Source organism: Thermophilibacter mediterraneus, assembly GCF_900119385.1.
GTDB classification, from domain to species: Bacteria; Actinomycetota; Coriobacteriia; order Coriobacteriales; family Atopobiaceae; genus Thermophilibacter; species Thermophilibacter mediterraneus.
This window is the reverse complement of the sequence record NZ_FPKO01000007.1, coordinates 35624-50779: the sequence shown is the minus strand read 5'-3', so window position 1 is coordinate 50779 and position 15156 is coordinate 35624. Positions and strand designations below refer to the sequence as shown.

The 15156-nt window shown below is 68.5% G+C and carries 10 protein-coding genes; 6 read left to right on the top strand and 4 right to left on the bottom strand.

Annotated features, from left to right (window positions below; all coding sequences use genetic code 11):
- The first annotated feature begins 4 nt into the window (after positions 1-4).
- From BQ7106_RS00310 to pflA, 4 genes are all read left to right on the top strand, one after another.
- Positions 5-496 carry a GtrA family protein gene (locus tag BQ7106_RS00310; protein WP_072369522.1) on the top strand — a complete coding sequence of 164 codons (492 nt, stop codon included), beginning with the start codon at positions 5-7 and terminating at the stop codon, positions 494-496.
- Between the two features lie 657 nt (positions 497-1153).
- Positions 1154-3247 carry a formate C-acetyltransferase gene (gene pflB, locus BQ7106_RS00305; protein ID WP_072369520.1) on the top strand — a complete coding sequence of 698 codons (2094 nt, stop codon included), beginning with the start codon at positions 1154-1156 and terminating at the stop codon, positions 3245-3247.
- A 137-nt stretch (positions 3248-3384) separates the two neighbouring features.
- Entirely contained in the window at positions 3385-3627 is a 243-nt protein-coding gene (grcA3, locus tag BQ7106_RS00300) for an autonomous glycyl radical cofactor GrcA3 (RefSeq protein WP_072369518.1), read from the top strand.
- A 146-nt stretch (positions 3628-3773) separates the two neighbouring features.
- Entirely contained in the window at positions 3774-4589 is an 816-nt protein-coding gene (gene pflA, locus BQ7106_RS00295) for a pyruvate formate-lyase-activating protein (protein WP_072369517.1), read from the top strand.
- Positions 4590-4745: 156 nt separating this feature from the next.
- Here the strand turns inward: pflA and BQ7106_RS00290 are convergent, their stop codons facing one another.
- Complete coding sequence (locus tag BQ7106_RS00290) at positions 4746-5774, bottom strand: 3-deoxy-7-phosphoheptulonate synthase (protein WP_072369515.1); 1029 nt, start codon at positions 5772-5774, stop codon at positions 4746-4748.
- A gap of 247 nt (positions 5775-6021) precedes the next feature.
- Here BQ7106_RS00290 and BQ7106_RS00285 point away from each other — a divergent pair, with 247 nt between their 5' ends.
- Positions 6022-7476: a C69 family dipeptidase gene (locus BQ7106_RS00285; RefSeq protein ID WP_072369512.1), complete on the top strand. Its 1455-nt coding sequence runs from the start codon at positions 6022-6024 to the stop codon at positions 7474-7476.
- A 194-nt stretch (positions 7477-7670) separates the two neighbouring features.
- On the opposite strand, the gene BQ7106_RS10545 is transcribed toward BQ7106_RS00285, so the two are convergent.
- The 3 genes from BQ7106_RS10545 to BQ7106_RS00270 form a co-directional block, all read right to left on the bottom strand.
- A complete protein-coding gene (locus BQ7106_RS10545; RefSeq protein ID WP_083526806.1) occupies positions 7671-8285 on the bottom strand; it encodes a DUF1294 domain-containing protein in 615 nt (204 codons plus the stop codon).
- 63 nt (positions 8286-8348) lie between these two features.
- The gene (locus BQ7106_RS00275) at positions 8349-9089 is read right to left on the bottom strand and encodes an SDR family NAD(P)-dependent oxidoreductase (RefSeq protein WP_072369510.1); all 741 of its coding nucleotides are present in this window, start codon (positions 9087-9089) and stop codon (positions 8349-8351) included.
- 336 nt (positions 9090-9425) lie between these two features.
- Positions 9426-9794, bottom strand: a complete 369-nt coding sequence (locus tag BQ7106_RS00270; RefSeq protein WP_240307386.1) for a YccF domain-containing protein — start codon at positions 9792-9794, stop codon at positions 9426-9428.
- Positions 9795-10264: 470 nt separating this feature from the next.
- Here BQ7106_RS00270 and BQ7106_RS00265 point away from each other — a divergent pair, with 470 nt between their 5' ends.
- The gene (locus tag BQ7106_RS00265) at positions 10265-15094 is read left to right on the top strand and encodes an isopeptide-forming domain-containing fimbrial protein (RefSeq protein WP_072369502.1); all 4830 of its coding nucleotides are present in this window, start codon (positions 10265-10267) and stop codon (positions 15092-15094) included.
- Positions 15095-15156 lie beyond the last annotated feature (62 nt).

The window sequence follows — 15156 nt, the reverse complement described above, 5'->3', positions numbered from 1 at the left end:
GAACATGAGCTTCGAAACGTGGACCCGGGAGCACCGGGGGGTCTGGGAGTTCGTCAAGTTCAACGTGCTCTCCAACGTCTCCACCATCGTGCGCATCGCCCTCACCGCAGCGGGGACGGCGCTCTTCGTGCAGACGCTGCAGCTGACCCAGCCGTTCCAGTTCCTCGTCTTCGACTACCGCGACACCGGCCTCGGCGCCTTCATCGCCTTCCTCGTCGCCGAGGTCGCGGCGCAGGTCGTGAACTTCTTCGTGCAGATGAAGTGGGTCTTCAGGTCCGACGCGAGCTTCCGCGAGACCGCGTGGAAGTACGCCGTGCTCGCCGTGGTCATCGTGGTGGTGAACCTGCTGCTGCCCAACTACGTGATGAGCTTCTGCCAGACCGCGCTCGGAATCGACGCAACGCTCTCGGGCACCATCGCCTCCGTGGTGAACACGCTGCTCGCCGTGGTGGTGAGCTTCCCCGTGCTCAAGTTCTGGATCGCGCCGGGAAGGTAGCGCCCCGGGCGGGCGGGGTCGCGGGCGCGGGCCCCTCTCGTCCCTCACGTCCTTCTCGCCGGCGCCGCCGCGTGGCCGCGCCGCGGCGCCCCGAGCTCGCCACGGTGCCGGGCTCCGCTGAAACCCCTTGCGATTGGGTAGCATGTTTGATGCTGGGCCCCGCCCCGCGACCCGAGGCGTGCCCCGGAGCGCGCAGTGTGCCACAAACCGCCACAGATTGGGCGCTCCCCGAAGCCCAAAAGCGAGAAAAACCTCAGGGCTCGCACCCAATCGCACGGGGTTCTTTGCAAATCTGGCCTCGCGGGCGACGCGCGAGAGCCACATCACCCAATGACGGCGCCTTCTAGGCATCACCCCTGAGGGGGTCGGCGCCAAGGGCGCGCGGATGGCGGAAGTCACGCGCCCCGAAAGCGCGCGGCGGAGAGGGGGCCTGCGCAGCAGGAGAGGCCCGAGGGGACGTTGGGCGCCATGCGCGCCATACCACCACAAGTTGAGGATATACTTGTCTCATACCACAACATGCTGTGCCTCTATGTAGTTTGCGCGATGGTAACCAAAGCTAACTTATTCTCATCACAAATCCTTTACATATCTGGTACCTTGGTGGGGCCGTTACCCTAGCGGCTACACAACGACCACGTCTAAGGAGCGTGAGCAGTGAGTCAGGAAGCATGGCAGGGCTTTGTGGGTGGCAACTGGGAGCACGAGATCGACGTCCGTGACTTCATCCAGAAGAACTACACCCCGTACGACGGCGACGAGTCCTTCCTCGCCGGCCCCACGGAGAGCACCACCAAGCTCTGGAACGAGGTCCTCGACCTCTTCCAGCAGGAGCGCGAGGCGGGCGGCGTCCTCGACATGGACACCGACCTCGTCTCGACGATCGTCTCCCACCCCGCTGGCTACATCGACCAGCCGCTGGAGAAGATCGTGGGCCTTCAGACCGAGAAGCCGCTCAAGCGCGCCCTCATGGTCAACGGCGGCATCCGCATGGCCGTGGCCGCGTGCAAGCAGAACGGCTACGAGGTCGACCCCGAGATCGTCAACATCTACACTAACTACCGCAAGACCCACAACGCGGGCGTCTTTGACTGCTACACGCCCGAGATGCGCGCGTGCCGCCACAGCCACATCATCACCGGCCTCCCCGACGCCTACGGCCGCGGCCGCATCATCGGCGACTACCGTCGCGTCGCCCTCTACGGCGTCGACCGCCTCATCGAGGAGAAGAAGGCCGAGCACGCCGGCACCCAGAAGACCATGAACGAGGCCACCATCCGCCACCGCGAGGAGCTCGCCGAGCAGATCCGCGCGCTCCAGGAGCTCGCGCAGCTCGGCAAGATCTACGGCTTCGACATCTCCCGCCCGGCCGCCTCGTTCCAGGAGGCCGTCCAGTGGCTCTACTTCGGCTACCTCGCCGCGGTCAAGGAGCAGAACGGCGCCGCGATGTCGATCGGCCGCAACTCCACGTTCCTGGACATCTACGCCGAGCGCGACCTCAAGGCCGGCAAGATCTGCGAGGCCGAGGCCCAGGAGATCATCGACCACCTGGTCATGAAGCTGCGCATGGTCAAGTTTGCCCGCACGCCCGAGTACAACGAGCTCTTCTCCGGCGACCCGCAGTGGGTCACCGAGTCCATTGGCGGCATGGGCGTCGACGGCCGCTCCATGGTCACCAAGACCGCCTTCCGCTACCTCCACACCCTCGAGAACATGGGCACCAGCCCCGAGCCCAACCTCACGGTGCTCTGGTCCACGCGCCTGCCCGAGGCCTTCAAGCGCTACTGCGCCAAGATCTCCATCACCACGAGCTCCATCCAGTACGAGAACGACGACCTCATGCGCGTCTACCACGGCGACGACTACGCCATCGCCTGCTGCGTGTCCTCGATGCGCATCGGCAAGGAGATGCAGTTCTTCGGCGCCCGCGCCAACCTCGCCAAGTGCCTGCTCTACGCCATCAACGGCGGCCGTGACGAGAAGACCGGCGAGCAGGTCGGCCCGAAGTTCCGTCCGGTCGAGGGCGACTACCTCGACTACGACGACGTCGTCTCCAAGTACCGCGACATGATGCAGTGGCTCGCCGAGGTCTACGTCAACTCCCTCAACATCATCCACTACATGCACGACAAGTACTGCTACGAGCGCCTGCAGATGGCCCTGCACGACGAGCACGTCCACCGCTGGTTCGCCACGGGCATCGCGGGCCTGTCCGTCGTGGCCGACTCGCTCTCCGCGATCAAGTACGCCAAGGTCAAGGTCGTCCGCGACGAGACCGGCCTCGTGACCGACTACCAGGTCGAGGGCGACTTCCCCAAGTACGGCAACGACGACGACCGCGTGGACCAGATCGCCCACGACGTGGTCGAGGTCTTCATGAAGTACGTCCGCGAGACCGACACCTACCGCAACTCCGTGCCCACGACCTCGATCCTCACCATCACCTCGAACGTGGTCTACGGCAACGCCACCGGCAACACGCCCGACGGCCGTCGCGCCGGCGAGCCCTTCGCCCCGGGTGCCAACCCGATGCACCGTCGCGACACCCACGGCGCCGTCGCGTCGCTCGCCTCCGTGGCCAAGCTCCCGTTCAAGGACGCTCAGGACGGCATCTCCAACACGTTCTCCATCGTCCCGGGCGCCCTCGGCAAGGACGGCGAGGTCATGTTCGGCGAGCTCGACCTCGACGCGCTGGGCGTCGACGTGGACATCCAGATCGAGAACCCGGCCCCCGACTGCGGCTGCTGCTAGCACCGTGCAAAGCGTGCAAAAGGGACTGTCACTTTTGCACGGTAATTGACACTTCTTTTGTAGCAATTATCGGCTACACTGTGGGAAAGGGCGGGCCGCCCCCGACGGGGGGCGGCCCATACGAGAAAGGAACTCACATGAGCGCTTCTGCCGAGCAGGTCGACAACCTCGTCAGCATGATCGACGGCTACGTCGAGGAGGGCGGCCACCACCTCAACGTCAACGTCTTCACCAAGGAGACCCTGCTTGACGCCCAGGCTCACCCCGAGAAGTACCCGCAGCTCACCATTCGCGTCTCCGGCTACGCGGTGAAGTTCAACTCCCTCACCAAGAAGCAGCAGGACGACGTCATCAGCCGCACCTTCCACGAGGCGATGTAAGGTCGACCTGACCTGTCCGTAAGGCGGGCGGGGAGGTTGCTCCGCAAAGTGCTTCGCGCCCTTGGCGTGCAGGAACTTTGCTCCGCAACCTCCCCGCCCGCTCTGTCTATCATGGTTGCATACAGATCTGGGTGGAAGGTGCGGATGTGACTGTGGATACCGAGAAGAGCGTGCGGGACGTTGACGTGATCGGGCGGATTCACTCCACCGAGAGCTTCGGGACGGTGGACGGGCCCGGCACGCGGTTCGTGGTGTTCTGCCAAGGCTGCCCGATGCGCTGCCAGTACTGCCACAACCCCGACACCTGGGAGTTCGCCCGCGCCGACGGCACTGGCCCCGGCACGAGCATGACCGTCGGCGCGCTCCTCGAGCGCTACGAGCGCAACCGCCCCTTCTACCGTCGCGGCGGCATCACTGTCACGGGCGGGGAGCCCATGGCCCAGCCGGACTTCGTCGCGGCGCTCTTCCGGGCCGCCCACGCCGCGCCGGCAGGGCGCATCCACACGTGCCTCGACACGAGCGGCGCCACCTTCTCCTCGGCGGGCGCGGAGCGGTTCTCCGCGCTTCTCGACGAGTGCGACCTCGTGCTGCTCGACATCAAGACGTCGGACGCCGCGGGCCACGAGCGGCTCTGCGGCCTGCCCGCCTCGCACGCCCTCGAGCTCGGGGACGAGCTCGCGCGGCGTGGCGTACCCACGCTCGTCCGCCACGTGGTGGTTCCCGGCATCACCGACTCCGAGGAGGAGGTCGCCGCCGTTGGGCGCATCATCGGCGACTGGGACAACGTCGTGGGGCTCGACCTGCTCCCCTACCACACGCTCGGCAGGACCAAGTACGAGAAGCTCGGCATCCCCTACCCCCTCGAGGGCGTGAAGGCGATGGAGCCGGCGCGCGCCAGGGAGCTGCGGCGCGTGGCGCTTCTCGCCCGAGCGAGAAGACGCGCGGAGCGCGGGGTCGCGTAGGGGGCGAGCCCCGGCGATCGGTTCGCGGCGCCCCTGCCGCGGCGCTCCAGCAAAACGGAGCGACTGGCGAAACGCGCGCCCCGCTGGGCGCGCTTTTCGTCAGTCGCTCCGTCTCGTCACCCGGCGGGCCCGGTTGGGAGCCCCGGCCCGGCGCCCCTACACGCGCTCGGCGATCTCGCGCACGAGCCGCTCGGTCTTCTCCCAGCCCAGGCACGCGTCGGTGATGGACTGACCGTAGGTTCCGCCGCCGACCGGCTGGTTTCCGTCGACGAGGTAGGACTCGACCATGAAGCCGCGCACGAGGCGACCGATGGTGTCGGAGCGGCTCATCGAGTCGAGCACCTCGTGGCAGATGCGAATCTGCTGGAACGGGCGCTTGCCGGAGTTGTCATGGTTGCAGTCGATGATCGCGGCGGGGTTCTCGAAGCTCGCCGCGGTGTACTTCTCGGCAAGGCGCTCGAGGTACTCGTAGTGGTAGTTGGGGTAGTTGATGCCGTCGAGGCCCACGTAGCCCCGCAGCACCGCGTGCGCGAGCGGGTTGCCCGTCGTGGAGACCTCCCAGTTGCGGAAGATGAAGGTCTGACGCTGCTGCGCCGCGTAGATGGAGTTGAGCATGACGTCGGTCGAGCCTCCGGTGGGGTTCTTCATGCCCACGGGCATGGGGACGCCCGAGGCCACGAGGCGGTGCTCCTGGTTCTCGACCGAGCGGGCGCCCACCGCGATGTAGGCGAGCACGTCGATGAGGTACTGGTAGTTGGTGGGGTAGAGCATCTCGTCGGCCGTGAACATGCCCGTCTCCTCCACCACACGCAGGTGCATGCGGCGAATGGCCTTGACGCCCTCGAGCAGGTCGTCCCCGGACTCGGGGTCGGGGTTGTGGAGCAGCCCCTTGTAGCCGACGCCCTTGGTGCGCGGCTTGTTGGTGTAGACGCGCGGGATGACGACGAGCTTGTCCTCCACCGTCTCGGCGAGCTTGGCCAGGCGGGTGGCGTAGTCGAGCACGGAGTCCTCGCGGTCCGCCGAGCACGGGCCGATGATGAGCAGGCGACGGTCGTCGTGGCCGGACAGCACCGCCGCGACGCGCTCGTCGAAGGCGGCCTTGCGCGCGACCATCTCGTTGGAGAGGGGCATCTCGGCGCGGATGTCCTTGGGGATGGGCAGAAGACGCTTGAACTTCATGGACATGCGGAACACCTCCGGGCTCGCGGAACGAACCCGTATAGTATGGCGCCCCGCCAGCCCAGCGCGGCGGCGCCGGGCGACGTCGAAAAGCGATGTTAAAGTCCGGCCGCCCCGCGCGCCCGGCACCCGGGTCAGCGGCCCGCGCGGGCGCGCCGGCGAGCGGGCGCCCCGCCCCGCATACCGCTAAGATGGTGCCTGGACGAACGGGGCGCGCCGACGAGCCGACCGGCGCGCGCGAGAAGGAGGATCCATGCCCTGCACCACCATCCTTGTTGGCCGGAAGGCCAGCTACGACGGGTCGACGATCGTTGCCCGCAACGAGGACTCGTCCAACGGCGAGTTCTGCCCCAAGCGCTTCGTCGCGCGCGAGGCGCCGCGGGCCGGCGCCGTCTACCGGAGCGTCATCTCCCACCTGGAGATCGAGCTTCGCGAGGGAGGCATGCGCTACACCGCCATGCCCAACGCCGATCTCAAGGAGGGGCTCTGGGAGGAGGCCGGCTTCAACGAGCTCAACGTGGGCATGAGCGCCACGGAGACCATCACCACCAACGAGCGCGTGCTCGCCGCCGACCCGCTCGTGCGCTACGACGCGGCAACGGGCACGCCCGGCGGCATCGGCGAGGAGGACATGGTCACGCTCGTGCTCCCCTACGCCACGAGCGCGCGCGACGGCGTGCTGCGGATGGGCGAGCTCCTGGAGCGCCACGGCACCTACGAGATGAACGGCATCGCCTTCTCCGACGCGAACGAGATCTGGTGGATGGAGACCGTGGGCGGCCATCACTGGATCGCGCGGCGCGTGCCCGACGACTCCTACGTCACCATGCCCAACCAGCTCGGCATCGACGACTTCGACCTCGACGACGCGTACGGCGAGAAGGACGAGCACCTCTGCTCGCCCGACCTGCGCGCATGGATGGAGGACAACCACCTCGACCTCACGCTCGGCGTGCGCGGCGGGCACTTCAACCCGCGCGAGGCGTTCGGCAGCCACTCCGACTCCGACCATGTCTACAACACGCCGCGCGCCTGGGCCATGCAGCGATTCCTCAGCCCGCACGCCGGCCCCTGGGACACCGCGGCGCCGGCGGCCGACTTCGGCCCCGAGAGCGACCGCATCCCCTGGTGTCGCGAGCCCGAGCGCAAGGTGACGATCGAGGACGTGAAGTACGTGCTCTCGCTGCACTACCAGGGCACGCCGTACGACCCCTACGGCCACGGCCCGCGCGAGCTTCGCGGGCTCTACCGCCCCATCGGCATCAACCGCAACAGCCAGCTCGCCGTGCTGCAGCTTCGCCCGAGCGTGCCGGCCGAGCGCGCGGCGCTGCAGTGGATCGCCTACGGGTCCAACGCCTTCAACGCGCTCGTTCCGCTCTACGCGGGCGTCCGCGAGACGCCGGCGTACTTCGAGGGAACCACCACGCGCGTGACCAGCGAGAGCTTCTACTGGGCAAACCGACTCGTAGGTGCGCTCGCGGACGGCGCGTACGGGGCGTGCCTGCCGCACGTCGAGCGCTACCAGGAGGCGCTGAGCGCGCGCTGCGCCGCCATGGTCCGGGAGTGCGACGAGAGGGGCGGCGACCTCGCCGCCTGCAACGCCGCGATCGCCGATGAGTGCCGGAGGCAGACCGAGGACCTGCTCGACAAGGTCCTCTACGAGGCGAGCATGCGCATGAGGAACGGCTTCTCCCGCAGCGACGGCTAGCGCGCGGCGGACGCCGCGACACAACTGCGAGCAACCCCGCCGAGTGCGCGCTTCCGCTTTGGAGGAGGCGCGCACTCGGCGGGTTCTTTGTCCGCACGGACAAGAATTGGCTCGAGTGCGCGGAGGCCAGCGCGCACTCGACGCGATTCCGCCCCGCGGCGACCGCGGCCGCCGCGCCCCGGGGCGCGGCCAGGCTACGCCACGCCGAACTGCAGCAGGTACGCCACGAGGACGACCTGGAGCGCCAGCATGAGGGGGATGCCCACGGCGAAGGCGGTCGTGCGAATCTTGTGCCTGGCCACGAGCATGGCGAGGAGCGCGCCGGGAGAGCCTCCCGCGAGCGAGAGCAGCAGCAGCGCCCCCTCGGGCACGCGCGTCGCGTCGTGCCCCCGGCCGTTCCAGATGGCGACGAGCTTGTCGACGACGAAGACGAGAAACGTCGCGCCGCTCGCGACGACGAGGTAGGCGAGAAGACCCGTGTGCCCCCTGCCGGTCGCGGCAGCAAGCACCGCCCGCGGGTCGAGCGGCGCGACGTAGATGGCCACGAGGGCGAGCGACCAGCCCAGAAGCGCGATGACCGAGAAGGCGTGCCACGCCGAGTTTCGCTTGTTGGTGCGTCGGTCGAACAGAGCGATCGCGATCACGCCGCCGAGGGCTCCGCCGGCGAACATGAGCAGTGTGAGCGCCGTGCGGGACACCGCCTCTCCGCTGCCGCCACGCCCGGAGAGCCTCCGGTCGAGCGCCACGAGCGCGAGCGTCGTCGCGTTCACGATGGCGAGGTAGAGCACGAGCGGGTCGAGCGCTCCCATGGGCGGCCCCCTTGCTACGGTGACGAGCGGGGCGCGGCGCAGCGGCACCGCGCCCCGTCGACTCTACACCGTCATGCCGCCGTCGACCGCCAGAACCTCACCGGTCACGTAGGAGGCGAGGTCGCTCGCCAGGTAGACGAAGGCGTTGGCGACGTCCTCGGGCTGCCCCACCCGGCGCAGCGGGATGCCGGCGGCGATGGGCGCGATCATCTCCTCCGGGAGCGACGCCACCATGTCCGTGGCGGTGACGCCCGGGGCCACGGCGTTCACGCGGATGCCCCTGGGCCCGAGCTCACGCGCGAGCGAGATGGTGATGCCGTTCACCGCGAACTTGGACATGGGGTAGGCCACGCCGGAGGGCTGGCCCATCTTGGAGACCATCGAGCTCGTGTTGATGATCACGCCGCCCTCGCCGAGCACGCGCGCGGCCGCCTGGCAACCGTTGAGGACGCCCTTGACGTTGATGTCGATGATGGCGTCGAACTGCTCGGGCGTGTAGTCGTCGAGCGGCGTGGACTGCGAGATGCCCGCGTTGTTGCAGACGATGTCGAGCCCGCCGAAGCGCTCGGCGACCTCGCGGAAGGCTGCCTCGAGCGCCGCCTCGTCGGCGATGTCCGGCGAGATGCCCATCACGGGCGCGTCGGGCGTCTCGGCGAGGATGGCGTCGACGGCCTTTGCCGCGGTCTCCGGTCGGCTGCCGCACAGGGCCACGTTGGCGCCCTCCTCCAGGAAGCGCCTGACGATGGCCAGGCCGATTCCGCGCGAGCCGCCGGTGACGACGGCGGTCTTTCCCTTGAGCAGCATGGTTGGTCCCTTCGGTCGTGTGGATACGCATGGCGAATCCTACCCCGCCCCGCATGGCCCATTCGCCCGGAGGCGGGTCCCCTCGGCGTGGCGCACGACGTGATTCGGCAAGCGCACGCAGGTTGACACGGGTGTTCGCGGCTGCTACCAGCGGACGGGGCCGGGGGTCCACGTCCGCACAATTCCCGATGTGTGCGGACGCGGACAATGGGCACAGGGCAAAGTGCCTGTTGGAGGCCCTTCTCGCCAGAGAGGGCGCCCCCTTAGCGCCCCCGAGTTCGCACAATTTCGAGACTGTGCGGAAGTCGGCGCTACGGTGGCATGGCAGCCCGCCGGCTAGCGAACCTCCGCGCCGAACGGGCACAGGGCGAGCTTCGCCATCTTGAAGAGCTGCAGGCCAAACGGGATGCCCACGATCGTGACGCAGAAGATCGCCCCCTCGACCGCGTATCCGATTGCCGTCCAGAGCCCCACGAGCACGACCCAGAACACGTTTGCCACGAGCGACGGCGCGCCGCCACCGTAGGTGACCGTCTTGCCAAAGGGCGCGAGCGTGAGCGACGCCATCTTGAAGGCCTGCCTTCCCAGCGGGATGCCCACGATCGTGACGCAGAAGACGACGCCGGCGAGCAGAAAGGCGAGAGCCGTCATCCAGCCGCCCGTGAGAATCCAGATGAGGTTGAACAGCACGCTCAGACAGCCCATGGAGCTCCTTCGTTCGCGGTGACCCGAGTAGGATACCCCCTTCCGCGCGGCGCCGCCTCAGTCGGCAGCTGAGCGCGCCGAGGACACGCCGAGAAGAACCTCGACCTTCTTGCTTTGTTCGCTTTTGACGCGGTGGGGCGCGGCGCCCCGGTGACGGCTCGCGCTCGCAGACCCCAACCGACCGCTCGCCGACGGACTCTGGGATCGCCCGAGGGCCATGACGCCCCCGAGCTGGGGACGAAGGCTCGTGAGCGCGGACAAGCAGACAGCTGGAAGCCCCGCGGCGCTACGCTCCCCTCCCACCGATGTGGCACCCGTCCCGAACGCAGCCCAACCGAGCCACCCACGCACGCGACCACACCGGACGCCCCGCTGCCTGACCGGGGACCGTCGACTGCTGAAGGGAGGCTTCGGGAGGACCTGATGGACGTCGCGCGGCCAGGCCCCGCGCCCAGAGAGAAGGAAGGGACATGAACGCAAGAAAGGTGCGGGGGACGCCCCGCAACAGGAGCGGCGCCGGACAGACGGTCGGGACCCGCGTGCGCGCGCTGCTCATGACGGTTGCCCTCGTTCTGAGCAACGCCCTCGGAACGCTCTTTCCGATCGTCGCCCTCGCGGACCCGTCGTTCGACCCGATCACGGTGAGCGAGGTCTCCGAGGACGAGTTCGAGGCGCAGGGATACAGCTGGTCGATCAACTTCAGCGACGTGGACGAGGGCAGCGTCACCGGCTTCGTCCGCACGGACGACATCAGCCGGTACATCTCGACCCCCAACGCGCTGCACGAGCAGTACGCGGGGTCCAAGGGATACTACGCGCCCATCGACGCCTCGACGCCCAAGGGCTCGTTCTCGCTGCGCTACACCGGGGGCTCGTACGGGGAGGACGAGGTCGACGCCGTGGTGACGCTCACGGACTGGACCTTCGTCGAGCCCCTCGAGGGATGGGACCGCTGGCCGTATCGAGGGAACTGGGAGACCTTCCAGACCGGCGTCTTCATGATCGACGACTACAAGACGCCCGCCGACGAGGGACGAGACTTCGAGAACTTCAACTTCTACACCGTCGGCCTCGACGACCTTGAGATCGAGGTCAAGTTCGTCTTCGCCGGGACGGACACGCCCATCCCGCTGAAGGGCCACATCACCACGACGGACCTCGACCGCGGCCAGTCATTCTCGTTCGGGGGGTCGGCGACCGAGGGCAGGATAACGTCGTCCAACGACCGGCTCGGCCTCAACGACGACAAGACAGCCATCGTGAGCGACGAGGGCGCCCTCTCCGAGACGGACCCCGAGCAGTACCGGCTCGGCCTGTGCGAGGCGTACTTCGACTCGACCTCGGACAACGCCGCGGGGCACCTCCAGCCGCTGAGAATCTGGTTCGGCACCTCGTGGCGCGTGGGCGAGGCGGAGTCGATCTTCTCGCTGAGCAGCGAGTTCCTGACGCTGCCCGACCCCAACGAGCCGCCCGAGCCGGGCGAGGAGCCCGTGAAGAGCGTCGACAGGACCGAGGGGGTCTCGGTGGGCGACGAGGTCACCTACACCATCGACTTCAAGGAGCACGAGCAGGGCGTCAACTGCCGCGTGGGATACCACTACACCGCGCTCGACATCGTTGACGTGCTGCCCGCGGAGATGCGCTACGTCGACGGGTCGGGCTACCTCGTGGGGCCGGACGGGAGCCGCCTCGACGGCGCGGGCCGGGTGGTCTACGAGGGCGACAACGAGAACCCCACCGAGAACACCGTCCGCTTTGAGTTCGACCGCGACTTCCTGCCCACCATGGCGATGAGCGGTGAGCGCTACCAGTTCGTCTTCCGCGCGACGCTCACGGAGTACCCCGCCAACGGCAACCTCTACGTGCGGAACACCTCCTACGCCCTCATCAACGGAACGGGGAAGGTGCCCTCCAACACCGTGCAGACGGACCTGCTCCAGCCGGTCTTCTCGGTCGACAAGGTCGCGGACGGCTATGAGTGGGAGGTCGGTGACGTCGTGAGCTACACCGTCACGTACCGCCAGACCGTCAGAAACGCCCAGAGCCGCGACACCGTGGTATCCGACAACCTGCCCGAGTACCTCGAGCTTTTGGGGGACACGGTGCGAGCCTCCGGCGTCAAGGACCTGCCCGCCGTGGAGGTCAACGGCAACGAGTGGTCGCTGCACTTCGACAAGTTCAACTACGGCGACGAGCTCGTGGTGAGCTACCAGGCGCGCGTCCGCCAGTCCGGCAACGGGCGCGAGATCGTCAACAACGCCGGCATCCACGCCAACAACGCCATGGACGCGGACGACCCCGAGGAGATCTACGCCAACACGGCCAACGTGGAGGTCACCAAGGACGTCGACCGCTTCGAGGGCTACGTGGGGGCGTCCGACCAGGACCCCGGCTTCTTCGAGTACACCGTCCACGTGACCAACGCGCAGGAGGGCACCGTCGCCAACGGGGTCACCGTGACCGACGACACGCTGCCCGAGGGGATGCGCCTGGGCCGCAACGCCGACGGCAGCCTCATGGTCCTGAGCCTGCGCGAGAACGGCTCGGACGTGGCGATGTCCTGGGTGGGAGACCGCGCAGAGGGCGTGCTCTCCCCCATCCAGTACCGCATCGCGGACGATGACCACACGCACGACCAGTACGAAGCCGTCACGCCCGCCTGGTCGATAGAGCCCTCCGGGACCGGCTGGAAGATGAGCGTCGACCACCTCGCCCATGGCACGGACCTCGAGCTGGTATTTCGAGCATACCCCGAGGACGGCGTGAGCGGATGGGAGATCGAGAACCGCGTGACGGCAGAGGCGGCGAACTCCCAGCCCGATGACGACATGGCAGACGTCTGGGTCAACCAGCCGCACCTCACGGTCGAGAAGGAGGCGTCAAACGACACCTTCACCGTGAACGACGTCATCACCTACCACGTGCGCGTCACCAACTCGACGCCGGGGACGCTCGGTCGCGACCTTGTGATCTCCGACCTCGCGCGCACGCAGGGCGTCGAGCTCCTGCGCGACTCGATACGCGCGTACGACTCGCGCGGGGAGGACATCACCGAGAGCTGCACGGTCACGTACCGCCACGCCCCCCAGGGCGGAGAGACCTTCATCCTCGAGACCAACAGAGACCTCGTGTGCGCCGAGACGAGCCGCCCCGTCTGGGCGGACGGGGCCCTCGCGAGCGCCGAGGGGAGAAACCCGCTCGGCGTGGACGTGGGCAGCGCACGCGCGGGGACCGCGTCGTGCGAGACCGAGATAACCGTCGAGTACCGCGTCCAGGTCCAGGACAGCGAGCTCGCCGGCAAGACCGTGGAGAACACGGCGCACGCGGAGACCTCGGAGCCCAACACCGCCACCACGGATGATGAGGTCGTGGACGTGAAGGGGCCGCGGCTCGACGTGGAGAAGGACTCTGACAGGGACGTCTACCAGGAGGGAGAGACGGGGCGCTACACCGTGGTCGTGAGCCAGACGCGCGAGGACTGCGAGGCCAGGGGCGTTGTCGTCACGGACCGCATGGACGAGGCGGGCGTCGGCTCGATCGTCGAGGGCTCCGTCGTCGTCACCGGGCCCGACGGGGCTCCCCGTGAGGCTCAGCCCGAGTACGTGCGCGCCGAGGACGGGAGCATCGTGGGATTCACTCTGGCGACCGGCATCGACCTGGTCGACGAGCAGCAGCTCGCCGTCAGCTACGACGTGAGCATGCTCGCCGCCGGGACCTCGCTCCACAACGTCGCGCAGGCGAGCGCCGAGGGCTCGCTCGACGGAACCGACGACAACACCGTCGAGGTGGTCGCCCCGCGCTCCACCGTCGAGTTCGACAAGACCGTCGACCGTGACGTCGTACGCATGGGCGAGTGGGCGACCTACACCCTCACGGCATCCGTCGCAGACAACCCGGCGAGAAACGTCGTCATCAGCGACAAGAGCCTGCCCGAGGCCATGCCCGTCGACCTGCGAGGCGTCAAGCTCGAGGTCAACGGGGCGGCGGTGGATGACTTCGAGCTCGACGTCGAGGGCAACGGCTTTGCCGCGCGCCTCGGTGACCTCGAGCCCGGGGACGTGGCGACGATCACCTACCGCGCCCAGGCGCGCGACGAGGGGCTCATGGGCACCTCGGTCGTCAACACGGCCGAGCTCACCGCGGACACGCTCGACGGCGCGCTGCGAGACGACGCGCACGTCACCGTGCCCGCAGATGCGCCCGAGGTGACGCTCACCAAGGTCGCGAGCGTCGACACGGTCGCCGTCGGCGAGCCCGTCGCCTACACCGTCGAGGCGAGCGTGCCCGCAGACGGAGAGGGAGCGCGCAACGTGGTCGTCGGGGACGCGAGCCTGCCGGGCTCGATGCCCATCGACATGTCGAGCATCCGGGCCTGGCTGAACGACCGCGAGATCAGGCCCGTGAACGCCGACATCGCGGGCAACACCTTCAGCGTCGCCTTCGGGGACCTTCGGCCCGGGGAGACCGTGAGGATCACCTATGACGCCACGCCCCAGGACGAGGCCCTCGCCGGCTCCGAGGTCGAAAACGTCGCCACCCTCACCTCCGAGAGCCTCGACGAGCCGCTGAGCGCCCGGGAGACCGTGCGCGTCGCGGGCGACGACCCAGGGACGGACCCCGGAGAGGACCCCGGGGAGGACCCCGGGACCGATCCGGGTGAGGACCCGGGGACGAAGCCCGGAACCGACCCGGGTGAGGACCCGGGCGACGAGAAGGACGAGACCACGCTCTCGAAGTCGGCGGACCGCGACGAGGTGGCGGTCGGCGACGAGGTGGCCTACACCGTCACCATCCGCGCCGCCGAGGGCCTCGAGGACGCGACGCTCTCGGACACCGGGCTGCCGGACGGGGTCAGAATCGCCGGGGACTCCCTGCGCGTCAGCGTGAACGGCGAGGAGCGCGAGGGGCTCTCCCCCATCGTCGACGGCACGAGCATCACGCTCGAGCTCGGGGCGCTCGACGCCGGGGACGAGGTGACGCTCTCCTACCGCGCCTCGGTGACGGGCGAGTCGCTCGCCGGCGAGACCCTCGTCAACATGGCGCTCCTCGAGAGCGCGAGCCTCGACGAGCCGCTCGACGCCACGGCCACCGTCGACGTCGTCGCGGCGGGCGAGCCCGATCGTCAGACGACCGGCGGCGCGGGCGAGACCACGGGAGGCGGGGGCGCCTGGGCGTTCCCCAACACGGGACAGAGCTCCGCCGGCCTCTCGCTCATCGTCTTCGGCCTCGGAGTCGCCGCGGTCGCGGCGGTCCTGAGAATCCGACAGTCCGCGTCCGGGCGCAGGCGCACCAGGCGCTGAGCGGAGCGCCGACACCGTTCGCAGTCACGGCCCCGGCCCTCGGGCCGGGGCCCCGAGGAAAG